This window comes from Myceligenerans salitolerans (assembly GCF_017349295.1).
GTDB lineage: Bacteria > Actinomycetota > Actinomycetes > Actinomycetales > Cellulomonadaceae > Myceligenerans > Myceligenerans salitolerans.
This window is the reverse complement of the sequence record NZ_JAFMPK010000038.1, coordinates 18,276-43,341: the sequence shown is the minus strand read 5'-3', so window position 1 is coordinate 43,341 and position 25,066 is coordinate 18,276. Positions and strand designations below refer to the sequence as shown.

Genomic DNA, 25,066 nt, shown 5'->3' with positions numbered 1-25,066 from the left:
TGTGCGCGTCGGCGTCCATGGCTCAGAACGTACCCGACGCCGACCACGGTCTGCCAACCGGCGACGACGTGAGCGCGGTGTCGTCATGCCGTCGCCGGTGGCGCCGCGGGCTCCGGGGGCCCGGCCGTCAGCGGTTGCGCAGGGCCGAGATCAGCTCCTCCTTGCGCATGGTCGAACGGCCGTCGACGTCGAGCTCGGCGGCACGCCGGCGCAGGTCGTCGACGGTCCACTCCTCGTAGGGCTCGGCCTCGCCACCGCGCTTGCCGACGGCGGAGCGGCCCGAGGCGTTGCTCGCGTTGGCGATGCGGGCCGCCTTCTCCTTCCCGGCGCCCTCGCGCCGGAGGGCCTCGTACACCTCCTTGTCCTTCACGCTGGGGCCGGGGTCTTCGCTCCGGGACTTGGCCATGGTGATCTCTCCTTCGTCCGGTGGTGACGACAGCGGTGAGGACGGGTCAGAAGACCGCCTTGCCGCCGGTGACCCCGAGTACGGTTCCCGAGACGTACGAGGAGTCGCTCGGCGAGGCGAGGAACACGAACGCCGGGGCGACCTCCGCGGGCTGCCCCGCGCGTCCCAGCGGTGTGTCGGCGCCGAAGTTCTCCACCTTCTCGGGGGGCTGGGTCGCCGGCTGGAGCGGCGTCCAGATCGGTCCGGGGGCCACCGCGTTCACCCGGACACCGTCCGGGCCGAACTGCGCCGCGAGGTTGACGGTCAGGTTGTTGATCGCCGCCTTCGTGGCCGCGTAGTCGAGGAGGCTCGTCGACGGCGAGTAGGCCTGGATGGAGGCGTTGTTGATCACGCATCCCCGTGCCTCGCGCAGGTGCGGTGCGGCGGCTCGGACGAGCCAGAGCAACGCGTAGAGATTCGTCTTGAGCGTGCGGTCGATCCGCTCGTCGGTGAACTCGTCGATCGTGTCGTCGCGCGCCATCTGGAACCCGGCGTTGTTGACGAGGATGTCGAGCTTGCCGAGTTCCTTCGTCGTGCGCTCGACGGCCTCGTCACACGCGGACCGGTCCATCAGGTCGAGCTCGAGCGGGAGCGGTGTGCGCCCGGCCTGCCGGATCAGGTCGGTCGTCGCCTCGGCGTCGGGCTTCTCCTCCGGAAGATAGGTGAACGCGACGTCGGCGCCTTCGCGGGCGTAGGCCAGGGCGACCGCCCGGCCGATGCCCGAGTCGCCTCCGGTGATCAGGGCGACCTGCCCTTCGAGGCGTCCGTGGCCGACGTAGCTCTGCTCGCCGTGGTCCGGCTCCGGGCGCATCTCGTCGGTGAGCCCAGGGGGCTCCTGCTGCTGAGGGGGGAACTGTGTTCCTTGGTCTTCGGTGCTCATACCGGCCCGGTACCCACTGGGCACGATCTGATTCCGGTGCACCGTGAATACGGGGCGGGCGTCGGGGTACCGGAGAGACGACCGAGCAAACCGACACGGAGGGAGCGATCCCGATGACCGCAATCACGCCCGAGACCGGCGACGTCACCGGCACCCGAGACGCCCACTACGACCTGGTGTGGTACCTGCAGTCCTGCCTCGAGAACGCGCTGCGGCTGGAGCAGTTCCGCGCCGACGCCGAGAGCGCGGGGGACCAGAGCCTCGCGGACCTGTTCACCAAGGCGCAGGCCGACAGCAAGAAGGGCGCCGAGTACGCGAAGGCGCTGCTGCGTGAGCGGCTGGCCGGCTGAGTCACGGTCTCCCCGGGGCCGGCGCCCACCGGACGTCGGGGCGGGGCGGTGTCTCGCCGTCCCGGCCCGGCGGTTCCGGACGTCGCATGCTCATGCGGCGTCGACCGACGTACCGGCCGGGGTCCCGGGCGCATCGCCCGTGGTGATGGACCGACGCAGGTCACGCAGGATCCGGTGCAGCAGGCGGGAGACCTGGACCTGGGAGATCCCCAGCCGTTCGGCGATCTGGGTCTGGCGGAGCTGCTCGTAGTAGCGCATCCGCAGGATCTTCCGGTCGCGCGGGCCCAGCCGGCGGCAGGCCGGCGCGAGCACGGCGATCGCTTCGCTGCGCGAGTACCCCCGCTCGTCGTCCGCGATCTGGTCGACGACGGTGGCACTGTCGGTGCCCGGCAGGACCTCGTCCAGCGAGGTGGGGCTGGCGCAGTCACCGCACTGCCAGGCCTCGCGCACCTCGTCCTGGTCGCAGCCCAGGTCGTCGGCCAGCTCGCGAGGCCGGGGCGGGCGCCGCAGCTCCTGGGCGAGCCGCTCCTCGGCGGCGAACACCCGCGGACGCAGCTCCTGGACCCGCCGGGGTGGGCGGACCGTCCAGGTGGTGTCGCGGAAGTGCCGGCGCAGTTCGCCGAGGATGCACGGCATCGCGAAGACCAGCAGGTCGTCGCCACGGTCGGGCCGGAACGCGTTGACGGCGTGCGTGAGGGCGAGACACGCGACCTGCTCGAGGTCCTCCAGCGGCTGGCCGCGGTTCCGGTACCGCGCTGCCAGCGATCTGGCGACGGGGATGTTCAGCAGGACGACCTCGTCGAGCAGGCGTTGTCGTTCTGCGCCCCGGACGTCCTGGGCTTCGTCGAGGAGTCGTGCGGTACGGCGCTTGCGCTCGGCGGGGGCCAGTTCGGGCCGGTCGGCGAGAAGGAAGGAAGCAGGCACAAGGATCAACTCCCGGGTCGAGAGCGACAGGTGGCAGTTTGCTGAGCCACGGGTGTGCTTCGCCTCGAACCTAACCCACCTCCCGCTCGCATGCGACCGCAGGCGGCGGCCGCATGCGCCGGCCGAGAGCGTGCCCCGGTGGTCGCCGTCTCACGCCGCGCCGCGGGCGAGCCGCGACGGCCACCAGATCTTCCGCCCGACGTCGTAGGCGAGCGCCGGGACGAGCAGGGAGCGGACGGCGAACGTGTCCAGCAGCACCCCGAAGGCGACGATGAACGCGAGCTGCACGAGGAAGAGCACCGGGATCACGGCGAGCGCGGTGAACGTGGCCGCCAGGACGAGCCCGGCGGACGTGATGATGCCCCCGGTCAGGCGCAGTCCACGCAGCACGCCCTCGCGGGTGCCGTGGAGCAGCGTCTCCTCACGGACGCGGGTCATGAGGAAGATGTTGTAGTCGATCCCGAGTGCCACCAGGAACACGAAGCCGTACAGGGGGACGGCGGGGTCCGCACCGGGGAACCCGAGGGCCTCGAACACGAGGCCGGCCACGCCCATGGCGGTGCCGAAGGACAGCACGGTGGTGAGGATCAGCAGGACCGGCGCCACCACGGCGCGCAGCAGCAGCATCAGGATGACCAGGATCACGACGAGCACGACCGGCACGATGAGCGTCCGGTCGCGGATGGACGCCTCGTTCGTGTCGAGGTCGGTGGCGGACTCCCCGCCCACGAGTGCGGAGGGAACCGTGTCCGTGTAGGCGGCGCGCAGGTCGCGGACCGTCCGCTCCGCGGCGGCGGAGTCGGCGGCGTCGGTCAGCGTGCCCTGGAGCAGCACCGTGCCGTCGGAGACCACCGGTTCGGGCGCCGGTGTCCCCGGCGGCCCGAACGCGCCGATGCCGTCGGCGGTCACGGGGGCGGTCATGGCCGGCGTGTCCGCGGTGACCGCCACGTCGGCGATCCCGTCCTCCTCCAGCAGGACGTCGGCCGCGGGCTGCAGCTCGCCCTCGGGAGCGACGACGTAGACGGGAGTGCCGGAGCCGGCCGGGAAGTGCTCGGCGAGCCGGTCCTGCCCGATGCGCGCCTCGGAGGTGCCGAGCACCAGCTCGGACTGGGGCACGCCCGAGGCCTGGAGCTGGGTGATGCCTACGCAGCCGAGGGCGAGCACCGCGGCGGTCGTGATCCACACCGCGCGCGGCCGGCCGCGTACCACGCGTGCGACCCGCCCCCACAGGCCGCGATCGCTCGTGTCGTCCTGTGCCGCGGCCGGGTCGTGGCGGGGAACCCGCGGCCAGAACGCCGCCCGGCCGAGCAGCAGGAGCAGGGCGGGCAGGAGGGTGAGCGCGGAGAGCATGGCGAACGCGATGCCGATGGCCGCGACGGGCCCGAGGGTGCTGTTGGACCGCAGTTCGCTCAGGAGCAGGCACAGCAGCCCGGCGATGACGGTGCCGCCGGAGGCGAGGACCGGCTCGAACGAGCCGCGCAGCGCACGGCGCGTGGCGGTCCACCGGTCCGGGGTGCGGAGGAGTTCGTCGCGGTAGCGGGCCACGTACAGCAGCGCGTAGTCGGTCGCCGCTCCGATGACGAGGATGAAGAGGATGCCCTGGGTCTGCCCGCTGAGCAGCAGCACTCCCGCGTTCGCGAGGTGCCAGATCGTCAGCAGCGCGACACAGAGTGCGAACAGGCTGGTCGCCAGCACGGTGACGGGCAGCAGGAACGAGCGGTAGACGATCACCAGGATGACCAGCACCGCCGCCAGCGCCACGCCGAGCAGCAGCCCGTCGATCCCGGCGAACGCCGTGGTGAGGTCGGCGGCGAAGCCGGCCGGCCCGGTGATGGAGACGTCGATGCCCTCGGGCAGGTCGCGGGTCAGGGTCTCCCGCAGCTCCGCGGTGGCCTCGGCGACGTCGGCGGAGCCGGACAGCGGGACGAACGCCTGGGCGGCGGCGCCGTCGTCGGAGGCGATGGCGGGGGAGATGTCGCCGTCCACGGTGCTCAGGCGGCCGGCCGCGGCGAGGCGGTCGTCGACGGCGTCGAGGTCGCCACCGGTGAGGCCGTCGGGGGCGACGAAGACGACGACGGCGGGTACGGCGTCGCCGTCCGTGAAGCCGGACAGCCTTTCCTGGACCTGTGTGGCCTCGGCGGTGGCAGGAAGGTACGCGGTGCGGTCGTCGGAGGAGACCTCGTCGACCCGGCCGAAGTAGGGCCCGCCGACGGCCGCTGCCGCGAGCCAGACCAGGATCAGCAGGGCGGGCAGGGTGACGCGGAGCCAGCGCGGTACGCGGGAGACCGGCGGTGCGGCGCCGCCCGCCGTGGGGGCGGACGAGCCGAGGCGGGAAGGGGGCTGGGGCATCGCTGGGGTCCTGTCCGATCTTGTGATCCGAAATTTAGCTAGCCAAGCTAGTGATCACCCTATGGCATAAAGTCGCGGCGTGGAGCACGAACCCGCGCCGCGCGAGGCGGACGAGCTGTCGATGCTGGACCCTCGGGTCATCGACCCGAGGCAGGAGATCGTCCGGCGAGCAGGCCTGGACGACCGGGACGTCGACCAGGTCGTCCGCGTGATGCAGGCGCTGCGCCGCTGGCGCGAGGCCGATCGTCGCGCGAGCGAGGCCTCGCGTCGCTACATGCGGCTCGGCGAGACCGACATGCGCGCGATCCGCTACCTCATCGCGGCGGGACACCAAGGGCGTGCGGTGACGCCCGGGGCGCTCGCCGAACACCTGCAGATCTCCACCGCGTCGACCACCAAGCTGCTCGACCGCCTGGTCGCAGGCGGTCATGTGCTGCGTCGCCCACACCCCTCCGACCGCCGCAGCGTCGTGGTCGAGGTGACGGCCGAGACCCGGAACACGGCACGGCTCACGGTCGGCCGTCGACACGCGCGCCGGTTCGACGTCGCCGCGCGCCTGTCCCCGGCGGAGCGCGACATCGTGGCGGGCTTCCTCGAGGACCTGGCGAGCACCGCGGACGAGGAGTAGCCGGCCGGGGCTCGGGCCGCCGCGCGGCTACCCGAGCGGGCCGGCCAGGCGCTCCGCGAGCCGCCGCCCGATCCAGGCCGCCGAGCGCACGGCGCTCCCGCAGCTCGCGGCGAGCAGTCCAGGGGCCGGTTCGGTGACCGCGAGCGTCTTGTGCCCGGCGTCGCTGCCCCACAGGATGCGCTCGACCCGGGCGTCGCGCAGCCACGGCAGGACGTCGCCGACGCCGCTGTCCAGCAGTTCGTCCCAGTGGTCGACCGGCCCGGAGGTGTCGTGGTCCTCCACGACGTCCTCCTGTCCGACGACCACCCTGGTACCGCCCTCCGTCCGCTTCAGGAAGACGTAGGCGAAGCCCTTTCCGACGGGCACGATCGTGTGGGGCAGGCGTTCCCGGAGCTCGCCCACGGGCAGGTCGAGCACGAAGAGCTGCCGCTTCTCGACCTCCGGGTCGTGCTCGGGCACGACCCGTGGCGTGCGCGCGCCGAGGGCGACCAGCACCCGCCGTGCCCGTACGGTGCCGCGTGAGGTCTCCACGACGTGGACGCCCTGCCCCGGGCGGACGGCGGTGACCGTCGTTCCCGGATGCCACGAGACGCCGCCCGCCCGCGCCGTGTCGACGAGATGACCCACCAGGCGGGCGGCCGAGACGTTGAGAGCGGGGATCAGCTCCCCCGTGTGCAGCAGGTGGTAGGTGTTCTCCAGCGCGTCGAGCTCGACGCCGTCGGCCAGGAGCTCTCGGACGAAGCGTGCCGTCTCCTCGGTCATCTCGCGCTTGACCGGGTCGTCCCAGGCCCAGCGGATGCTGCCGCCCGAGTAGCGGTAGGTGGCGAGGTGCTCGGGGTCGTCGGACCGCTCGTCGGTGACGAGCGTGACGCGTAGCGCGGGACGGTGCCGGGTGAGGAAGCAGGCCGTGGCCGCGCCGATCGGGCCCGAGCCGCAGATCGCCACATCCGCGTCGCCGCTGAGCGGGGTGCTTTCGGTCGTCATCGGAGTCCTCCCTGGTGGAACGTTCGGCCGGTGCGGGCGTAGGCGTCGAGCAGGTCGTCGGCGGGGGTCCGGCCTCGGTCGAGCAGGTCGGCGAAGGGGCGCAGGAGCTCCGCCTCGTCCGGCAGTCCGGCGAGTGCCGTGCGCGCGGCTTCCAGGACCTCGGCGGCGCCGTCGGCGATCCCGGGGGAGTCGAAGGCGCGGGCCGCCGCGAGCTGATGGAGCTCGCGGCTCGGTACGTCGTCGCGTCCCGGAAGTTCGTCCGACAGGCAGACACCGAGCACCAGAGCGGCGCCGGCCAGGAGGTGCGCGCGGCTGAGGAAGGCGTCGTACGCCTTGAACTCGATCCGGCCGCGTTCTGCCGGGACTCGCGGGCGGTAGACGAAGACGGGCTCCACGGAGGGAGCCGGCTCCCGCTCCACGAAGCAGCGGGCGGCGACCCGGCGCCAGGTGCGCTCGTAGGTGCGGCGGCTCGGGCCGCCCCATGGCCCGCCGTCGAAGAACGGCGAACTGAAGCTGAACGGGACCAGGTACGGGCTGTAGTGCGTCAGCTTCCGCGTCAGGTCGACGACGCCGTCGGCGTTCAAGCCGGGGAAGGAGAGGTTCACGTCCGGCCCGAAGCTGACGTTGGAGACGTTCGCGTATCCGTACTCGTGGTGCTCGGCGCGCATGGCGCGCTCCCAGTCGTTGAGCGGCGGCTCGATCCGGTACTCCGTCAGCGTGGGGTGGAAGCCGACGATCCCGAGACCGAGCCCGAGCGGTGCCAGGCGTGCTTCGAGGTCGTTCTGCAGACGGAGCAGGTGGTCCGCGGCGCCGGTGAGGGTGCCGGCGATCGGCGTGCGAACTTCCGCGCCCTTGACCCGCAGGTCCAGGAATGTGCCGTCCGGGCCGAACCGCTCGTCGCCCTCCAGGTACCAGTAGCCGGACTTGATGCTCAGGTCGCCCCGCGTGAGCGAGTCGTCCTCCGTGCCTTCGCCGTCCGCCAGGGCGCGGTCGAGCTCCCGGAAGTCCAGGCTCGTGAAGTCGCGAATTCTTTGCGAAGAGTCGACCAGGACATACTCGAACTCGAACCCGCATTTGTACGGCACGGACCCACCTTAGATGGCCGATGACCGCTTTGTGCCTGGTCGCGCGGGTGAGAGTTGTTCGCGGCGCGCGAAGCGTCATCGGGCCCGGCCCACGTCGCGGTACCGCACCCGTCAGAACGGGGGTGGGCCGTGTGCAGGTAGCTCCTTCCCCGGCGGTGTCGTCGATGGCTCGGGTGGGGCGGCGAGTGTCATGCCGTGGGCGAGGCCGTAGCGGATCACGGGATCGACGATCGTGGGCTCGACGACGGCGGCCGCGCCGGTGGGCGCGGTCCAGCGGGTGGTCCCGGTATCGGGATCACGAGTGACCTGCCAGTTCGCATGCGTTTTCAGATTGTGGTGTCTTCTGCACAACGGGTGCAGGTTGTCCGCGCGGGTCTGGCCACGTTCGCCGGGACGACAGCGGTGGTCCTTGTCGAAGGGCTCGATGTGGTCCAGATCGAGGGCCGGCCTGCCGCCGGTGGCCGCGGGGCGGTCACAGCCGGGGAACGTGCAGGTGCGGTCGCGGGCCGTGACGGCAGCGCGCAGGGTGACACCGGGAGCATAGGTGCGGGTGGAGTAGTCGGTCAGGACGCCCGAGGCGGGGTCGGTCAGGAGCCGTCGCCAGGTGCCGTCGGCGGCGATGCGTGCGGCGTGGTCGGCGGGGATCGGGCCGAAGCCGTCCAGGATGCCTGGAGTGGCGTCGTCGGGGTCCAGCAGCATGCCGGCGGGCACGGTCACGTGCACGCTCGCGGGCACGTCGATGACGCGCAGGCGCGTGCCCGTTGCATGACCGGTGCCAGGGCCGGGGGCGCGATCGGGTGCGGGTCCGGTCAGGTGAACGCCGTACGGGTCGTCGGGGACGGGGACGAGGTCGGTGTCCAGGACCGGCTCGACCAGCCTGGGCGGCTCGGCCGGTGGATCGCCGGTGTCGCGCGAGCCGTCCTGGAGCGGGTCCTCTCTCAGCGGGTCCTCTCCGAGCGAGTCGTCGCCGGGCGAGTCCCCGGGGCTCGGCAGAACGAGGCGTCCGGTGGTCAGGGCGGTGAATGCGGCGGCGCGTAGTGCGCCGAGAGGGCGCCGTTCGCCGGGGGTGTCCTTGAGGGTCTTGGCGGCGGCTTGGATGGCGTTGAACGTGCGTGCGGCGTCGGTCACGGGCAGGTCGGCGACGATGCGGCCGCGTCCGGGGCCGGCTTGTTCGGCCCACACATTGCATCGGTCGATCACCTCCCGGCGTCGTGCCTTGGCCCCGTGCAGGGTCGCGGCGCGGGCGTTCATCCGTTCGCTGATCCACTTCCAGGTGCGCCGTGGCGCGGCCGGCAGCAGGTCATCGATCGCCTGCCCCCGTTCCTCGGGTGTCAGGTCCGCTCCGGCGCGCAGGAACGTGTCGGCCTTCTTCGCGTCCACCCGCCCGGTGGCCAGTGCGTCAGCGAGTGCCGGGTACTGGCCGGTGCCCTCGCCACGCATCGCGATCTGCCACGCCTCACCGGTCGTGGCATGCAGTTCGGCGGCGATCTCCCCGGCCACGGAGTCGCGCGCCAGCGGGCCATCGGTACGGGCCATCAACTCGCGCGCCACTCGCGCCTGAGCGGCCCGCGCCCAGGAGGCGACGCGATCCCACGCTGCGACGACGGCCCGCAGGCCGTCGTCGGCCAGGGCATCGAGCGCCGACTCTCCGTGGGCGGTGGCGGACGGCTCTGGGCCGGTCAGCCGGTCCAGCACGGTGGCCAGGGCGACGCCCGGGGCCAGGCGCTGCAGATCCTGCGGCGGCAAGGACGTGTCCGGAAGTGCCTGTTCGGCGTGCATCGGAACCACCCCCTTGCCTCTCGTCCCGCCTGGTCCGCCGTTGATGTGATCGCACAGCTCTTTCGCTGATGTGTTCGATGCTATGTATGGCCAGTACCTACCGCTACCTGAAGATCGGATCTGTGGATAACTCGCCGACGCGGGATCGACCACGCCGGCCGGCTGCGGCATGGACCGGAATGTGCTCGGCGCCTGGTGGTCCTGGCGCTGTATGGTGGCGCCCCGCCGCCTGATCGAGCACCGCTTCGATCCGAACGCACCCGGGTGCGACGTGCTCAGCTCTCGGATGCAAGAACCCTGGGACCGGTCGCGGTGACTCGTTCACCCCGCGAGGGCGCGCACCGTCTCGATCGTGTCGGCCTCGGTCGCGGTCTTGTCCTCGCGGTAGCGCAGGACGCGGGCGAGACGGAGGGCGAGGCCGCCGGGGTAGCGGGTGGAGCGCTGCAGGCCGTCGAAGGCGATCTCCACGACCTGTTCCGGGCGGACGTGCACCACGTGGCCCTCACGTGAGGTCTCGAGGGCGAGGAAGCGCTCGGTCTGCCACTCGAGCATCGTGTCCGTCATGCCCTTGAAGGTCTTGCCCAGCATCACGAAGTCGTCGGTGCCGTCCGGGTTGGGCCGGCGGGCACCGAGGTGGATGTTGGAGAGCTTGCCGCGGCGGCGGCCGGAACCCCACTCGACGGCGAGAACCACCAGATCGAGCGTCCGGCGGGGCTTCACCTTGATCCAGCCGGCGCCACGCCGGCCCGCCGCATAGAGGGAGTCGAGCGACTTCACGACGACTCCCTCCTGGCCTTCGCGGACCGCCCGCTCGAAGAAGTCGGTGAAGATCGCCGCGGTGTCCTCGGTGGTGGTGTCGGCGCCGCCGGAGTCCACCCCGGAGCCGACGACGGCGGCTGCCGCGGTCTCTGCGCCGGCGTCGGCGCGGTCGGCGTCAGCTACGGGCTCGGGCCCGGTGCCAGGCTGCATCAGGCGGTGGACCGCGTGCCGGCCGGCGATGCGGTCGAGGACGGCGAGCCGGTCACGCAGGGGCGCGTCGATCAGGTCGTGGCCGGCCGCGTGGAGAACGTCGAAGAAGAACGGGGTGAGAGTGACGGACTCCAGCGCGGCTACAGGCTCCGCTCCCGCTCCCTGGCCGTCGGCGGTCCCGTCGGCTGTCGCACCGGACGTCGCGTCAGCCGCTTCGCCGACAGTCGCGTCGCGTGTCCCGCCGGCGGTTCCACCTCTCGCCCCGCGCGTCGCCGACCGCGACGCCGTCTCCTGGAACGGGCGTGGTGCGCCGTCGGGTCCCAGCACGATCGCCTCGCCGTCCAGGACCAGCTGCGGCTCCGGGAGGGCACGCACCGCCGCGACGATCTCCGGTACCCGGCCCGTGATGTCGTCCAGCGAACGCGTGAAGACGCGGACGTCGTCGTCGGACCGGTGCACCTGGATGCGGATGCCGTCGAGCTTGACGTCGACGCAGGCTCCGCCGGTCCCGCCGGTCCCGGGAGAGGGCAGCTTGTCGAGCGCGGCGCCGACGTCGGGGGCCGACTGGGCGAGCATCGGGCGCACCGGCCGGCCCACCTCCAGGGAGAACCCCGCGAGGGCGGCGAGCGGTGTGGGGGAGAGGAGCGCGGCGCTCGCGACCGGCCCGGTGGCGCCGCGCAGCATGACGGCGCGGCGGACGGCGTCGGCGGGGGCGTCCGCCGCCTCGGCGACGGCGTCCACGACCACCGAGTCGAGCGCGCCCTGCCGCAGCTCGCCGACGATCAGGGCGCGCAGGAAGGACTGCTCGCGCCGGGTGGCCGCGGCGAACAGGGCCGACGTCGCGGCGCCGCGGGCGGCCTCGGACCCCGTTCCGGCGAGCCGGGAGAGGTCCGCGAGGGCGGTATCGACGTCGTGCAGCGTGAGGGTCGCGGACGTGGCGGGCGGAGGGAGGTCCCGCAGCGCCGCCCAGCCCAGGCCGGTGCGGCGCTGGCGCAGCTCACCCGAGAGGTAGGCGACGGCGATCTCCAGCTCGTCGGCGCCGGTGTCGTCCGGGCCGGTGTCGGCGCCGGGACTCGCGGCGCCGGCGGCGCCGCGCCGCAGGCACTCGGCGATGGCGGCGCGCTTGGCCAGGCGGGAGCGCGTGGCGGAGACGGCTTCGGACGTGTCGACGACCTCGGCGAGCAGCATGCGTCCATGATCCCGCCGCTCGCGCCGGACCGCCGCCGCACGAGGAGGTGGAAGAATCTCGGGCGCGCAGGAAAAGTGTGCCAAGCGCGGAGCGCCATGCGCGGCAGGGGGCCGAGGAAGGCGCCGACCGTCAGAGCGCTCCCGGGCGGGACCCGATCCGGCGTCGGCCCGCCGCCAGTCGCGTGCCGAGGAGGCCGTGGCGCGGGGCGAACAGGTAGGCCACGGCGAACGCCGCGCCCTGGGCGACCACCACGAGCCCGCCGGACGCCGCGTCGAGCCAGTAGCTGAGGTAGATCCCCACCACCGAGCAGGCGGCCGACAGCGCGGGCGCGATCACGAGCATCCGCCCGAACCGGTCCGTGAGCAGGTATGCGGTGGCGCCGGGGATGATCAGCATCGCGACGACCAGGATCACGCCGACCACCTGGAGGGCGACCACCGCGGTCAGGGCCAGGACTCCGAGCAGCAGCGCCCCGAGGAACCGGGGCGACAGCCCGATGGCGTGGGCGTGCATGCGGTCGAACGCGTACAGGGTCAGGTCGCGGCGCTTGACGACCAGCACCGAGAAGGCGATGGCGGCCAGGACGGCGATCTGGAGCAGGTCCGCCTCGGAGACGCCCAGGATGTTGCCGAAGATGATGTGGTTGAGGTCCGTCTGGCTCGGCGTGACGGAGATGAGCACGAGGCCGAGCGCGAACAGGGTCGTGAACACGATCCCGATCGCGGCGTCCTCCTTGACGCGGCTGGTGCCGCGGATCGCGCCGATCAGCGCGACGGCGAGGAACCCGAACACGAGCGCCCCGACCGCGAACGGCGCGCCGAGCACGTAGGCGAGGACGACGCCGGGCAGCACGGCGTGGGAGACGGCGTCGCCCATGAGCGACCAGCCCACCAGCACGAGCCAGCAGGACAGCAGCGCGCACACCACGGCCGCGATCACGGTCGTCACGATCGCGCGGACCATGAAGTCGTACTGCAAGGGCTCCAGCAGCAGGTCGGCGGGGCTCATGCGGACTCCTCCTCCCTGGACGCGGGCGCGTCGGGCAGGACGTCGTCGGCGGGCCCGCCGACGTCGGGCTGGTCGGCGCCGGACTCACCGCCGTCGGGCACGCTCCCGTCGACCGCGTCGAGGCCGAACGTGCGGGCCAGGTTCTCCGGCCGCAGCGCCTCGGACACCTCGCCGTGGAACAGGACGCGGCGCAGCAGCAGCGCGGCCTCGTCGGCCAGTCGGGGGAGGGCGTGCAGGTCGTGGGTGGAGACCAGGACGGTGCGACCGTCGTCGGCCAGTTCGCGCAGCAGCCGGACGATGGTCGCCTCGGACCGCTTGTCGACACCCGCGAACGGTTCGTCCAGCAGCAGCATGCGGGCGTCCTGCGCGATGCCGCGGGCGACGAACGCGCGCTTGCGCTGCCCGCCGGAGAGCTGTCCGATCTGCCGGTCGGCGTAGTCGGCCAGCTCCACGCGTCCCAGAGCGTCGGCGACCGCCGCGTGGTCGGCGGGGCGGGGCCGGCGGGTGAGGCCCTGGCGCCCGTAGCGACCCATCATCACGACGTCGCGCACCGAGACGGGGAAGGCCCAGTCGACCTCCTCGCTCTGCGGCACGTATCCGACGAGTCCTCGCCGCCGCGCCGCGGCGGGCTCGGCGCCGTCGAGGAGGACGCGCCCCCGGTCGGGTCGGACCATGCCCATGACGGTCTTGAACAGGGTCGACTTGCCGGACCCGTTCATCCCGATCAGCCCGGTCACGCGGCCGGGACGCACGCGCAGGGACACGCCGTCGAGGGCCAGGACCTCGCCGTAGCGGACGACGACGTCGTCCACCTGGATCGTCGGGATGGTGGTGGCGGTCACGAGTCAGCTCCGCCGGAGGTCGCGTCGTCGGACGTCTCGTCGCCCGAGCCGCCGCCGTCGGACGCCTTCCCGCCCAGCGCATCCAGGATGGTCCTGGTGTCGTAGCGGATCAGGTCGAGGTAGGTCGGCACGGGACCGTCGGCCTCGGAGAGGGAGTCGACGTAGAGCGTTCCGCCGAAGGCCGCGCCGGTCGCCTCGACCACCTGCTGCATCGGCTTGTCCGACACGGTCGACTCGCAGAACACGGCCGGGACGTCGTCGGCCTCGACGAACTCGATCATGTCGGCGATCTGCTGCGGGGTGGCCTGTTGTTCGGCGTTCACCGGCCAGATGTACCGCTCGGTCAGGCCGGCGTCCCGGGCGAGGTAGGAGAACGCGCCCTCGCAGGTCGCCAGCGCGCGCTCGTTCTCCGGCAGGGCGGACAGCCCGTCGACGAGCTCGTCCTGCACGTCCTGCAGCTCGGCCTGGTACTCCTTGCCCCGGGCCTCGAAGTCGGCCGCGTGCTCCGGGGCGAGCTCGCTGAACGCGTCGACCATGTTGTCGACGTAGATCTGGACGTTCAGCGGACTCATCCACGCGTGCGGGTTCGGCGTGCCGGCATACGCGTCGGCGGCGATGTCAATGGGTTCGACGCCGTCGGACACGACCACGTGCGGTACGTCCACCGTCTCCACGAACTGGCCGAACCACGCCTCGAGGTTCAGCCCGTTGTCCAGGATGAGGTCCGCCTCGGAGGCCTTCGCGATGTCGCCCGGCGTGGGCTCGTACCCGTGGATCTCCGCACCGACCTTGGTGATCGACTCCACCCGGAGGTGGTCGCCCGCCACGTTCCGCGCGATGTCCGCGAGCACGGTGAACGTGGTCAGCACCACCGGCCGGCCGTCGCCCGAGGCGCGGCCCTCGACCACCGCGCCGCACCCGGACAGGGCAACGGCGAGCGCCAGCGGGAGGGCGAGACGGAGGGCGTCGGCCGCGCGCTGCAAAGTGAGCATGTCCAAACCCTAAAAGTTCGGACACCCGAAAACAACCCGAACGAGTCCCCTTCCCGACCGGAGCCCCGGCCCGGCCCACGAGGGCCACCCCGCCGGCACCTGCGGTGCCCCCGCCGGTGCCGTGCCCCTGCTGGTGGGTCCGGCGGCTCCGCCGATCGGCCCGGCTCCGCCGATCGGCCCGGCTCCGCTGGTGGGTTCGGCTCCGCTGGTGGGTTCGGCTCCGCTGGTGGGTCCGGCTCCGCTGGTGGGTCCGGCTCCGCCGTGGATGCGGTCGGTCCGATGTCGATGCGGTCGGTCCCTCGGGCGACCGACCGCATTGACATCGGACCGACCGCTCGACATGGGACCGACCGCACCTTCCGGCTCACACGGGCCGGTAGCGGTTTTCCGGGCGACCCGTCGCGCCGTAGCGGGGCGCTACCCGGGCGTGGCCCTCCGCGACGAGGTGCTCCAGGTAGCGTCGGGCGCTGACCCGTGACATCCCGACTGCCTCGGCGACCTCGGCCGCGGACGCGTCGCCCTCGGCCGCCGGCACGTCCTGGTCCGCCGGTGAACTTCTGCCGGCCGACGGGCCTTCGCCGACCGACGGTTTGCTGCCGACCGACGGTTTCCCACCGACTGGCGACCTCCCGCTGACCGAGGGTCTTCCGCTGACCGAGGGTCTCCTGTCGGCCGAGGCGCGCCCGTCGGCCGATCGGTCCCCGTCCACCGGCTGGTCCTCGTCCGCCGGCTGGTCCTCGTCCGCCGGCTGGTCCCCGTCGGCCGAGGCGTCCCGGGAGTCGCACAGGCGGGCGAGTGCCTCCCGCACCAGGGCGAGGCTCCGCACCGACAGCCCCTTGGGCGGCGCGGCGGTGGCGGACCGCGGGCCGGCGAGGAGCAGATCCACCTCGTCCTGGTCGAGCGTGTCCCGGGCGCGGCGCAGGTCCTCGCGCCGCTGCCACACCTCGTCGAGCCGCTCGCGCAAGGCGGCGGACGTGAAGGGCTTGACCAGGTAGGCGACCACGCCACCGGCCATGGCCTGGCGCACGCTGTCGAGCTCGCGCGCGGCCGTGGTGGCGACGACGTCGATCGGCTCGCCGGGCAGCAGGCGCAGCCGGCGGAGCACGTCCAGGCCGCCGATGTCGGGCAGGTGCAGGTCCAGCAGAACCAGGTCGGGCCGCAGGGCGGACGCGAGGCGCAGTGCGTCCGTTCCGGTGCGCGCCTCGCCGACGACGACGAACCGCGGGTGGTTCTCCACGAAGCCGCGGTGCACCAGGGCGACGGTCGGGTCGTCCTCCACGAGGAGCGTGCGGGCCGGGGCGGTCACGGCGTCGTCCCCCCGGGGCCGACCGGTGGGGTGGAGATCACGGGCCGGGCGCCTGCGGGCGCCGCGGAGCTGCCGAGCGCGGCGTCCACGGCACGGGAGTCACCGACGGCGGGGACACCGGCCAGGGGTTCCACGGGCGGCGGGCCCTCGTGAGCGGCGGACGACGCCGGCAGCCGCACGGCCACGCGCGCCCCGCCCAGTTCTCCCGTCCCGACGGTCACCTCGCCGTCCCGGCGGTCGACCACACGCCGCACCAGCGCCAGCCCGATGCCGCGGCCGTGCTCTCCCGGGCCGGCCGTCTTCGTCGTGAACCCGGCCTTGAACACCTGGTGGCGCAGCTGCTCGGGGACGCCCGGGCCGTCGTCGTCGACCTGGAGGAGCAGGTGGGCTCCGGCGGTGCGCACCAGGACCCGTACCCTGCCCTCCCGGCCGCTCGCGTCGACGGCGTTGTCGATCAGGTTCCCGAGCACGACGAGCGCATCGCTGTGCAGCGAGGACGCTTCGGGGTCCGCCGGTGCGCCGAGCGCGGAGTTCGCGTCGACGTCGAGCGTCACGCCGTGCTCGCGCGCCGTGATCGTCTTGACCAGGAGCAGCGCCGCAAGCTCCGGAGAGCGTACGTTCGGGGCGACCGAGGACGCCGTGAGCAGCCCGCCGTGGCCCGACCGCTCGATGAACGCGATCGCGTCCTCGACACGGCCGAGCTCCAGCAGCCCCGAGATCACGTGCAGCGTGTTGGCGAACTCGTGCGACTGCGAGCGCAGGGCGTCGGTGAGGCCGCGGGTCTCCAGCAGGGTCGCGATGTCCTCGGGTTCGAGCTGGTAGATCCGGCGGCGGACCAGCCGGGTCACCCACGCCGCACACAGGACGCCGACCACGGTGGCGCCTGCCAGCGCGACGAGCAGCCAGAAGCGGTCCTCACGGAGGTCGGCGCGCAGCTCGGACTCCAGGATGCCCACGCTGGCGGTGCCGATGACGGGGGCGGGGGAGGCGTCGTCGGCGGCGTCCCCGAAGATGGGCACCTTGACCCGCCACGACGTGCCCAGTGTGCCCGTCTGCGTGCCGGTCCACACCTGCCCGGACAGCGGCACCGACGGGTCGGTGGAGACCCGCTCGCCGATCCGCTCGGGGTTGGGATGGGAATAGCGCACCCCCCGGTCGTCCGTGACCACCAGGTAGGTCACGCCCGACGCCTCGCGGATCACCTCGGCGATCGGCTGGATGGTCGCCGACGGGTCCTCGTCGTCGAACGCGTCGTGGATCGCGGGAAGATGTGCCACCGACTGCGCCACGCCCGTCATCTGGTCCACGGAGGCCTGGCGGAGCTGGCGCTCCTGCAGCGCCGAGGCGACCACGCCCGTCACGCACACCACCGCGAGCACGATGACGACCTGCAGCACCAGCAGCTGCGCCCGGAGCGTCATCGCCCTTCTCACGACGTCAGTGTGCACCGGTTCCCGGCCGGAGCGGTACCGGGCCGTGACCGCAACGACCACAACGTTCGTTGCGACCAGAACGCGAACCCGGCCGGCGCCCCTTCCTACGCTCACGCCGAAAGCGGACCGAGCGCCGGCGACGTGGCCGGCGCCGAGCACGCATCCGCTCAAGGAGGAGACATGCGCATCAGCCGAACCGTGGCCGCCCCCGCGGGCATCGCCCTGGCACTGGCGCTCGCGGGCTGCGGCAGCCTGGACGCCAACACCGACGGCGGCGGGGACACCGCCATCGACGAGCTCAGCATCGTGGTTCCCGCCGCGCCCGGCGGCGGCTGGGACCAGACCGGCCGCGCCCTGCAGGCCGACCTGCAGGCCGAGGGCCTGGTCGGCCGGGCCACCGTGACGAACGTCGACGGCGCCGGCGGCACCGTGGGCCTGGCGAACATCGCCAACGCGACCGACCCGAACACACTGCTCGTCATGGGCCTGGTCATGGTCGGCGCCGTCGAGACCAACGAGTCCCAGGCCCGCATCGAGGACACCACGCCGATCGCCCGGCTCACCGAGGAGCAGGAGGTCGTCGTCGTGCCGAAGGAGTCCCCGTACGACACCGTCGAGGACCTCGTGCGAGACATCGAGGAGAACGGCAAGGACGTCACCGTCACCGGCGGTTCGGCCGGCGGTGCGGACCACATCCTCGCCGGCATGCTGCTCAAGTCCGCGGGCATGAGCGAGGACGACATCGCCGCCGACCTCAACTACGTCGCCTACTCCGGCGGCGGCGAATCGCTCGCCGCGCTGCTCGGCAACAAGGTCGACGCCGGCATCTCCGGCGTCGCGGAGTACGCCGAACAGGTCGAGGCGGGCGAGCTGAAGGCGCTCGCCGTGTCCGGCGGGGAGCGCGTCGCCGCCCTCCCGGACACGCCGACCCTCACGGAGTCCGGGTACGACGTCGTCCTCACCAACTGGCGCGGCGTGGTGGCCCCCGGGGGCATCGACGACGCCGACCGCGAGGCGCTGGTCGCCGCGGTCACGGACCTGGCGGAGTCGGACGCCTGGGCGAGCACGCTCCAGGAATACGGCTGGGCCGACGCGTTCCTCGCCGGCGACGAGTTCGACACCTATCTCACCGACGACATCGCGGAGGTCCGGACCACGCTGCGCGACATCGGGCTCGTGCGGTGAAGGGCGACGCCGGAACGTCCGAGCCACCCGTCGCCACGGATGAGTCGCGCACTGCCGCGCGGCCGGAGCGGCGCTGGGGCGAACTCGTGCTCGCCGCGGTCGTGACCGCTCTGGGCGGCTACGTCCTGACCACGGCCGGGAGCATCGTCGTCCCCGGCTCGACCAACACCCTCGGCCCTCGCGCGTTCCCCTACCTGGTCGGCGTCATGCTCGCCGGCATCGGCGTGGTGCTGGCCGTACTGGTGCTGCGCGGTCGTGCCGGGCAGCAGGAGGAGGGCGAGGACGTCGACCCGGAGGTCCGCACCGACTGGCTCGCCGTCGGCCTGCTCGTCGCGGCCCTCGTCGTCCACGTGTTCGCGATCAACGTGATCGGCTGGCCGTTCGCCGCCGCGCTCCTGTTCGCGGCCGCGGCCGTCGTCCTGGGCGCGCGTCCCTGGTGGCGGGCCGCCCTGATCGGGCTCGTGCTCGGCCTGGTCATCCAGGTGGTCTTCGGCGGCGTGCTGGGACTGTCCCTCCCGGCCGGACCGCTCCTGGAGGGGGTGCCGTTCCTCCGTGGATAACTTCCAGGCCCTGATGGACGGCTTCACCACCGTCCTGGATCCGGTCTACCTGCTGTACGCGCTGTTCGGCGTGTTCGTCGGGACCGCCGTCGGCGTGCTGCCCGGCATCGGCCCGGCCATGACCATCGCCCTGCTCCTCCCGCTGACCTACAGCATGGAGCCCACGGCGGCGATCATCGTCTTCGCCGGCATCTACTACGGCGGCATGTACGGCGGCTCCACCACGTCCATCCTGCTCAACACGCCCGGAGAGTCCGCCTCGATCGTCACCGCTCTCGAGGGCAACAAGATGGCGCGCGCCGGGCGCGGGGCGGCGGCGCTCGCGACGGCCGCGATCGGCTCGTTCGTCGCCGGGTCGCTGGCCACGGTGGCGCTCACGTTCGTGGCCCCCTTCGTCGCGCGGCTGGCGGTCCAGCTCGGTGAGCCCGACTACTTCGCGCTCATGGTGGTCGCGTTCGTCACCGTCAGTGCGCTGCTCGGCAGCTCCGTGCCGCGCGGCCTCGCGTCGCTGTCGCTCGGCCTGTTCCTGGGGCTGGTCGGCACGGACACCCTGACAGGGCAGCAGCGGTTCACGTTCGGCGTGCCCAACCTGGCGGACGGGATCGACGTCGTCGTGGTCGCCGTCGGCCTCTTCGCCGTCGGGGAGGCCCTGTACGTGGGGTCGCGGATGCGGCACGGGCCGGTCGAGGTCATTCCCGTCGAGAAGGGCCGGCGCGCCTGGATGAAGCGCGACGACTGGCGCCGCTCCTGGAAGCCGTGGCTGCGTGGCGCCGCGATCGGGTTCCCCGTGGGCACCATCCCGGCCGGCGGGGCCGACGTCGCGACCTTCCTGTCGTACGCCGCCGAGCGCCGGCTCGCGGGGAAGGAACGGCGCAAGCAGTTCGGCAGGGGCGCGATCGAGGGTGTCGCGGGTCCGGAGGCGGCGAACAACGCCGCGGCGTCGGGCGTGCTCGTACCGCTGCTCACGCTCGGCCTGCCGACGACGGCGACCGCGGCGATCATCCTCGTCGCGTTCCAGTCGTACGCGATCCAGCCCGGCCCGTTGCTGCTCGTGAACGAGTCCGCTCTGGTGTGGGCACTGGTGGCGAGCCTGTACATCGGCAACGTCATGCTGCTCGTGCTCAACCTGCCGCTGGTGGGCATGTGGGTCAAGGTGCTGCGGATCCCGCGGCACCACCTGTACGCGGGCATCCTGCTTTTCGGCGCGCTGGGTTCGTACGCACTGAACTTCTCGCCGGTGGACGTGCTGCTCCTGGTGCTCGTGGGCCTGGCCGGTTTCCTGATGCGCCGGTACGGCTATCCGGTCGCGCCGATGGTGGTGGGCATGATCCTCGGCCCGATGGCCGAGGACCGGTTGCGCCGTTCGCTCGCGATCAGTCAGGGCGATCTGAGCTATCTGGTCACGAGTCCGTTCGCGGCCGCCGCGTACGCGGCGATCGCGGTGGTGCTCGTGGCCGGCCTCTGGCTGAGGCGGCGGGAGCGGACGACGGGGGCGCGCGTGTGACCGCCGCACCGTGTGACCGCCGCACGGTGAACGACCGGGCCGCGCGACGTCAGCGTTCGACCTCGAAGATCTGCTTCTGGATTCCGTTCCGGTAGGCCTCGTGCTCGACGAGCCGCAGCTTCTGCGCCGGCTTGTCGGCGTCGCTGAACAGCGGCTTGCCCTGTCCCAGGAGCACCGGGAAGACCAGCAGGTGGTAGGCGTCGATCAGGCCGGCGTCCCCGAGCGCGCGGGTCAGGCTGACGCTGCCGTGCACCTGGATCTCCCCGTCGCCGGACTCCTTGAGCCGGGCGACGTCGTCCAGCGAGCGCAGGATCCTGGTCTCGCCCCAGTTGTCGACCAGGTCGTCCTCGCCGAGCGTGGTGGAGACGACGTACTTCGGCAGGGTGTTGTACCGCGGGAACTCGTCCATGCTCGGCCAGACCGGCGCGAAGCTCTCGTAGCTCCTGCGCCCGAGGAGGAGCGCGCCGGCCTCTTCCTGCTCGCGGCCCTTGAGCTCGTAGGCTTCCGGGACGGCGTCGACGGTCTTGAACGTCCACGCCGTGTCGTGCAGCGCGGGGTCGCCGCCGGTGGGGTCGACCTTGCCGTCGAGCGAGACGAAGTGGGTGGCGACGATGGTGCTCATGGGGGGCTCTCCTCGGATCGTGACCTGACGGTCGTCATCATGGTGTGGTCGTCGCGGCCGCACGAGGCGGCGCGCTGTGTGGATGGACGGGGCGGCCACGCGAAACTCATCGGTGCTGTGTCGTGCGTCTGCCGGCGGCCACCCGTGCCGGAGCACGCCGACGACGGGCGCTGCGCATAGCATGGAGCCCATGCCTGAGAAAGCGCTTACCGACGTCCGGGTCGACAGCTCCCGTCCTGCCCGCTCCGTCCTGCGCCTCCTCGCCCGCAGACCAGGTCGCATGGCGATCGCCGTCGCGGCGTTCACCCTCAAAGAGATCCCCATGTGGTTCCTGCCGGTGGTCACCGCGGCCGTCATCGACATCGTCGCCACCGACGGGCCGGTGCGCGAGGTGCTCGTCTGGTTCGCCGTCGCCGCCGTCCTGCTCCTGCAGAACTTCCCCAACCACCTCGTCTACACGCACAACTTCATGACGGTCGTGCGCGACACCGGGGCGGACCTCCGCAACGCGCTCGCGGCGCGCCTCCAGAGCCTGTCGATCGGCTACCACTCGCGCGCCAGTTCGTCGGTCGTGCAGACCAAGGTGGTGCGCGACGTCGAGAACATCGAGGTCATGCTCCAGCAGGTGGCGCATCCCCTGCTCTCGTCCCTCATGGTGCTCGCCGGCGCCGTGACCATGACGGCCGTCAAGGTTCCCGAGTTCCTGCCCGTCTACCTGCTCGCCGTACCGCTCGCACTCGCCATGCGGTGGGCCACGGCGCGCCGTTCCCGGGACCGGAACGAGCAGTTCCGCCGGGAGATCGAGGGGTTCGCGTCGCGCGTCGGAGAGATGGCCTCGCTCATCCCGATCACCCGTGCGCACGGGCTGGAGCGGACCGCGGTCACGCGCGTCGCCGCGGGCGCCGACGACGTGCGCCGTGCGGGGCTGCACCTCGACATGATGAACGGGCGTGTCGCGTCGCTGTCCTGGGTCACCATGCAACTGCTCGGTGTCACCTGTCTCGCGCTCGCCGCGACGTTCTCGCTGACGGGCATCCTCCCGGTCACGGCGGGTGAGGTGGTGCTGCTGTCCAGCTACTTCGCCCTTCTGACCCAGGGGCTCACGCAACTGCTCATGCTCATCCCGGTGACGGCGCGCGGGATGGAGTCCGTGCGTTCCATCGCGGAGGTGCTCGAGGAGCCCGATCTGGAGGAGAACGAGGGCCGTCGCACGGTCGAGTCCGTCGTGGGCGAGCTGGTGCTCGACCATGTGCACCACCGTTACCCCGGTTCCGACGGCGACGCCCTGCACGACGTGACGCTCACCGTGGCGGCGGGCGAGACCGTCGCCTTCGTCGGCTCGTCCGGGTCGGGCAAGTCGACGCTGCTCAACCTCGTGCTCGGCTTCATCCGCCCGACGGCGGGCCGGGTGCTCGTCGACGGCGCCGACGCGCAGGAACTCGACCTGCGCACGGTCCGACGGCACCTGTCCGTGGTGCCGCAGGAGTCGGTCCTGTTCGAGGGCACGATCCGGGACAACGTCGCCTACGGGATCCCGGACGCTCCCGACGAGCTGATCCGCGCCGCGTTGCGGGACGCCAACGCCCTGGGTTTCGTCGACGCCCTGCCGGAGGGGTGGGACACCGTCGTCGGGGAGCGCGGCGCGCGCCTGTCGGGCGGGCAGCGGCAGCGCATCGCCATCGCTCGCGCGCTCGTGCGCGACCCGCGGATCCTGCTGCTCGACGAGGCGACGAGCGCGCTGGACACCGAGTCCGAGAACCTGGTCAGGGAGGCGCTGGGGCGTCTCATGCACGGGCGGACGACGCTCGTCGTCGCGCATCGGCTGTCGACCGTCCGGCAGGCCGACCGCATCGTCGTGCTGGAACACGGCCGGGTGGTCGAGCAGGGGTCGCACGACGCGCTGCTCGCCCGGGGCGGCCGCTACGCGGCCCTGCACGCCACCCAGGCGAGCTAGACCCGGCCCGCGCCCGAGCGGATCAGGGTGCGCGGTACGCCGGCTCATCCACCCCGACGGGCGTTGGCCGGCGTCACCGTCGTCTCGCCGCGTGCGTCCGGTAGATCTTCACCGCCGATCGGACGCGGGGATGTGTGTCGCCGTCGAGGGTCTCGGCGATGGCGAGACCGCGCTCGACGTCGGCGTCGGACCCGTACCGGGCGAACCAGAGCGGCGCCGTGATGGCCGACCGGCGCCGGAGCGGATCCGCGGAGCGCGCGAGATCGTCGAGGACCCGGCCGTCGACGGCTCCGACGAGGATGGGCAGCCCGAGGACGCGCGGAGCCGCGCGGTCGACCATGTCCCAGGTGGTGATGGCGTCGTGCCGGTCGAGATAGGTACGCGCGAGGCCGGCACGGGCGTCGTCGTCGAGCTTCCGCCGCGCGCGGAAGTCGAGCACGCAGAACGCGACCAGGCGCGGCTCGTACGCCTCGTGCCCGAACAGCGTGCCGAGTTCGGCCTCGGGCAGACCGGTCGCCCCCTTCGCGATGTCGAACAGCGTGCCCATTCGCACACCGATGACCGGTTCGCCCTCGGCGACGCGACCGCGGATCTTCGCCTCCTCGCTCGGGTCCGCGGCATCCCGCAGCGCCTGCTCGACACCGGTCGCGGTGGAGAATGCGGGCCTCATGGCTGCCATCGTAGGCGCAGGACCCCGGACGGCGTCCGGCGGGCCGGGCCGGACGCCGTCCGAGTCGACGCGGGCTCGGGCCGCTCCGCGACCCGACGCTCCGGTCGTCAGTGGTCGGTGACGACCTTCGTGCCGTCGGACTTGTCCACCGTGAACCCGTCCACGACGGTCCCGTCGGTCGTGCGCGCCTCGTACGCGAGCTCGTCGTCCGTCACCGACACCACCTGGTACGTCTGCGTCTCGCCGTACTGTGCCCGCACCTCGGCGCCGCCGGCCCGCCAGTCGGTGGTCACCGGGTCGTAGAACTTCGGGCCCGTCACCGCCACCGTGTAGACGGGGCCGGTGTGGGAGTGCTCGTCGACGTGGTTCGCCCGCAGGTTCCCGCGGCCGTAGGAGTGGTCGTGGCCCTGCAGCACGAGGTCGACGTCGTGATCCTCGAAGACGTCGAGCCAGTACTCCCGCACCACCAGACCCGTGCGGCCCGAGCTGTTCGCGAACACCGGCTGGTGGAAGGCCACGACGGTCCACCGGTTCGGGTTGTCCGCGAGCACGTCCTCCAGCCAGGCCTCCTGGTCCTCCATCCAGTCGTGCACGTCGAACCAGGGCGCGTTCGTGTAGTTGCTGTTCAGCACCACGAACCGCACGCCCTGGTAGTCGGTGTACCAGACGGTGTCGTCGAGGTCGTCGTCACCGGGACCGTTGCCCGTCCCGGGGAACTGCAGGTTCCAGAACCCCGACACGTCCCACGAGTCGTACTCGTGGTTCCCGATGGCCGCGACGTGGTTGACCGACGCCGACCGCGACCCCTGGGCGGCGAACCACTCGCCCCACTGGCCGTCGTCGTCGGCGTCGTTGATGAGGTCGCCCGCGTGCACCGCCACCTTGGCGTCCGGGACGGCGTCGTACGCGGCCCGGACGACGGGTGCCGCGCCCGCCGTGATGTCGTTCTGCACGTCCCCGAAGTACAGGAAGCGGAAGGGCTCGCCGGCGGTGCCCGCCGTGGTGAACTCGGTCCAGGAGCTCCAGGTGGCGCCGTCGCCGACGCGGTAGCGGTATGCCGTGCCGGGCTGCAGGCCCTCCAGCGTGGCGCGGTGGTAGATGCCGCCGCCGGCCGCGCCCGTCGTGCGGCCCTCGGTGGTGACGGCACCGCCGCCCGAGACGAGCTCGTGCTGCACGAGCGACGGGGCGTCGGTGGCGGTGCGCCAGGTGATGGTCTGGCTGGTGGACGGCGTGGCCGTGGGACTCAGGGTGACGCGGTCGGGCGGGGCGGCGGCCTGGGCCGTCACCGCCTGTCCGCCCAGCGCGACGGCGGCGGCGACCGCCATCGTCACCGCGGCTGTCCGGCGTCGGTTCGTGGTGCGGTTCCCGCGGGCGGGTGCGGTGGTGGGCACGTCGTGGGACGGCATCG

The 25,066-nt window shown here is 72.5% G+C and carries 22 protein-coding genes; 6 read left to right on the top strand and 16 right to left on the bottom strand.

Features of this window, described 5'->3' with window-relative positions:
- Window positions 1-127: 127 nt before the first annotated feature.
- Window positions 128-406, bottom strand: a complete 279-nt coding sequence (locus J0911_RS09380) for a DUF7218 family protein (protein WP_207275204.1) — start codon at window positions 404-406, stop codon at window positions 128-130.
- A 46-nt stretch (window positions 407-452) separates the two neighbouring features.
- Complete coding sequence (locus J0911_RS09375; RefSeq protein ID WP_207275203.1) at window positions 453-1,325, bottom strand: SDR family oxidoreductase; 873 nt, start codon at window positions 1,323-1,325, stop codon at window positions 453-455.
- 113 nt (window positions 1,326-1,438) lie between these two features.
- On the opposite strand from J0911_RS09375, the gene J0911_RS09370 reads away from it, so the two are divergent.
- Window positions 1,439-1,675 carry a hypothetical protein gene (locus J0911_RS09370; protein ID WP_207275202.1) on the top strand — a complete coding sequence of 79 codons (237 nt, stop codon included), beginning with the start codon at window positions 1,439-1,441 and terminating at the stop codon, window positions 1,673-1,675.
- Window positions 1,676-1,765: 90 nt separating this feature from the next.
- On the opposite strand, the gene J0911_RS09365 is transcribed toward J0911_RS09370, so the two are convergent.
- Together J0911_RS09365 and J0911_RS09360 are read right to left on the bottom strand one after the other, a co-directional pair.
- The gene (locus J0911_RS09365; protein ID WP_207275201.1) at window positions 1,766-2,599 is read right to left on the bottom strand and encodes a sigma-70 family RNA polymerase sigma factor; all 834 of its coding nucleotides are present in this window, start codon (window positions 2,597-2,599) and stop codon (window positions 1,766-1,768) included.
- 150 nt (window positions 2,600-2,749) lie between these two features.
- Complete coding sequence (locus J0911_RS09360; protein WP_207275200.1) at window positions 2,750-4,948, bottom strand: MMPL family transporter; 2,199 nt, start codon at window positions 4,946-4,948, stop codon at window positions 2,750-2,752.
- Window positions 4,949-5,027: 79 nt separating this feature from the next.
- Here J0911_RS09360 and J0911_RS09355 point away from each other — a divergent pair, with 79 nt between their 5' ends.
- A complete protein-coding gene (locus J0911_RS09355; RefSeq protein WP_307865005.1) occupies window positions 5,028-5,576 on the top strand; it encodes a MarR family winged helix-turn-helix transcriptional regulator in 549 nt (182 codons plus the stop codon).
- A gap of 27 nt (window positions 5,577-5,603) precedes the next feature.
- Here the strand turns inward: J0911_RS09355 and J0911_RS09350 are convergent, their stop codons facing one another.
- From J0911_RS09350 to J0911_RS09305, 9 genes are all read right to left on the bottom strand, one after another.
- On the bottom strand, window positions 5,604-6,560 hold the full coding sequence (locus J0911_RS09350; protein WP_207275199.1) for an NAD(P)/FAD-dependent oxidoreductase: 957 nt from the start codon (window positions 6,558-6,560) through the stop codon (window positions 5,604-5,606).
- Entirely contained in the window at window positions 6,557-7,645 is a 1,089-nt protein-coding gene (locus tag J0911_RS09345; RefSeq protein WP_207275198.1) for a glutamate-cysteine ligase family protein, read from the bottom strand. The genes J0911_RS09350 and J0911_RS09345 overlap by 4 nt, the downstream gene beginning before the upstream one ends.
- A 111-nt stretch (window positions 7,646-7,756) precedes the next feature.
- Entirely contained in the window at window positions 7,757-9,424 is a 1,668-nt protein-coding gene (locus J0911_RS09340) for an HNH endonuclease signature motif containing protein (protein ID WP_207275197.1), read from the bottom strand.
- 321 nt (window positions 9,425-9,745) lie between these two features.
- The gene (locus J0911_RS09335) at window positions 9,746-11,581 is read right to left on the bottom strand and encodes an ATP-dependent DNA ligase (protein WP_207275196.1); all 1,836 of its coding nucleotides are present in this window, start codon (window positions 11,579-11,581) and stop codon (window positions 9,746-9,748) included.
- 130 nt (window positions 11,582-11,711) lie between these two features.
- Window positions 11,712-12,590: a metal ABC transporter permease gene (locus J0911_RS09330; protein ID WP_207275195.1), complete on the bottom strand. Its 879-nt coding sequence runs from the start codon at window positions 12,588-12,590 to the stop codon at window positions 11,712-11,714.
- Window positions 12,587-13,432 (bottom strand): metal ABC transporter ATP-binding protein, encoded by an 846-nt coding sequence (locus J0911_RS09325; protein ID WP_307865004.1) that lies wholly within the window; start codon window positions 13,430-13,432, stop codon window positions 12,587-12,589. The genes J0911_RS09330 and J0911_RS09325 overlap by 4 nt, the downstream gene beginning before the upstream one ends.
- Window positions 13,429-14,424, bottom strand: a complete 996-nt coding sequence (locus tag J0911_RS09320) for a metal ABC transporter substrate-binding protein (RefSeq protein ID WP_207275194.1) — start codon at window positions 14,422-14,424, stop codon at window positions 13,429-13,431. Before J0911_RS09320 ends, J0911_RS09325 begins: the two co-directional genes overlap by 4 nt.
- A 364-nt stretch (window positions 14,425-14,788) precedes the next feature.
- Window positions 14,789-15,730, bottom strand: coding sequence for a response regulator (locus tag J0911_RS21065; protein ID WP_307865003.1), 942 nt, complete (start codon window positions 15,728-15,730; stop codon window positions 14,789-14,791).
- Window positions 15,727-17,163, bottom strand: coding sequence for a sensor histidine kinase (locus J0911_RS09305; RefSeq protein WP_307865002.1), 1,437 nt, complete (start codon window positions 17,161-17,163; stop codon window positions 15,727-15,729). The genes J0911_RS21065 and J0911_RS09305 overlap by 4 nt, the downstream gene beginning before the upstream one ends.
- Window positions 17,164-17,343: 180 nt before the next feature.
- Between J0911_RS09305 and J0911_RS09300 the strand changes: the two genes are divergently transcribed.
- Genes J0911_RS09300 through J0911_RS09290 form a run of 3 tightly spaced genes read left to right on the top strand, consistent with a single transcriptional unit; the run spans window position 17,344 to window position 20,412 of the window.
- Entirely contained in the window at window positions 17,344-18,348 is a 1,005-nt protein-coding gene (locus tag J0911_RS09300; protein WP_207275193.1) for a Bug family tripartite tricarboxylate transporter substrate binding protein, read from the top strand.
- On the top strand, window positions 18,345-18,908 hold the full coding sequence (locus tag J0911_RS09295) for a tripartite tricarboxylate transporter TctB family protein (RefSeq protein ID WP_207275192.1): 564 nt from the start codon (window positions 18,345-18,347) through the stop codon (window positions 18,906-18,908). Before J0911_RS09300 ends, J0911_RS09295 begins: the two co-directional genes overlap by 4 nt.
- Window positions 18,901-20,412: a tripartite tricarboxylate transporter permease gene (locus tag J0911_RS09290; RefSeq protein WP_207275191.1), complete on the top strand. Its 1,512-nt coding sequence runs from the start codon at window positions 18,901-18,903 to the stop codon at window positions 20,410-20,412. The genes J0911_RS09295 and J0911_RS09290 overlap by 8 nt, the downstream gene beginning before the upstream one ends.
- A gap of 49 nt (window positions 20,413-20,461) precedes the next feature.
- Here J0911_RS09290 and J0911_RS09285 read toward each other — a convergent pair whose 3' ends face one another.
- A complete protein-coding gene (locus J0911_RS09285) occupies window positions 20,462-21,034 on the bottom strand; it encodes a dihydrofolate reductase family protein (protein ID WP_207275190.1) in 573 nt (190 codons plus the stop codon).
- A gap of 190 nt (window positions 21,035-21,224) precedes the next feature.
- Between J0911_RS09285 and J0911_RS09280 the strand changes: the two genes are divergently transcribed.
- Complete coding sequence (locus J0911_RS09280) at window positions 21,225-22,988, top strand: ABC transporter ATP-binding protein (protein WP_207275189.1); 1,764 nt, start codon at window positions 21,225-21,227, stop codon at window positions 22,986-22,988.
- Window positions 22,989-23,061: 73 nt separating this feature from the next.
- Here the strand turns inward: J0911_RS09280 and J0911_RS09275 are convergent, their stop codons facing one another.
- Together J0911_RS09275 and J0911_RS09270 are read right to left on the bottom strand one after the other, a co-directional pair.
- Complete coding sequence (locus J0911_RS09275; protein ID WP_207275188.1) at window positions 23,062-23,658, bottom strand: DNA alkylation repair protein; 597 nt, start codon at window positions 23,656-23,658, stop codon at window positions 23,062-23,064.
- A gap of 107 nt (window positions 23,659-23,765) precedes the next feature.
- Window positions 23,766-25,064, bottom strand: coding sequence for a purple acid phosphatase family protein (locus tag J0911_RS09270; protein ID WP_207275187.1), 1,299 nt, complete (start codon window positions 25,062-25,064; stop codon window positions 23,766-23,768).
- Between the last annotated feature and the right edge of the window lie 2 nt (window positions 25,065-25,066).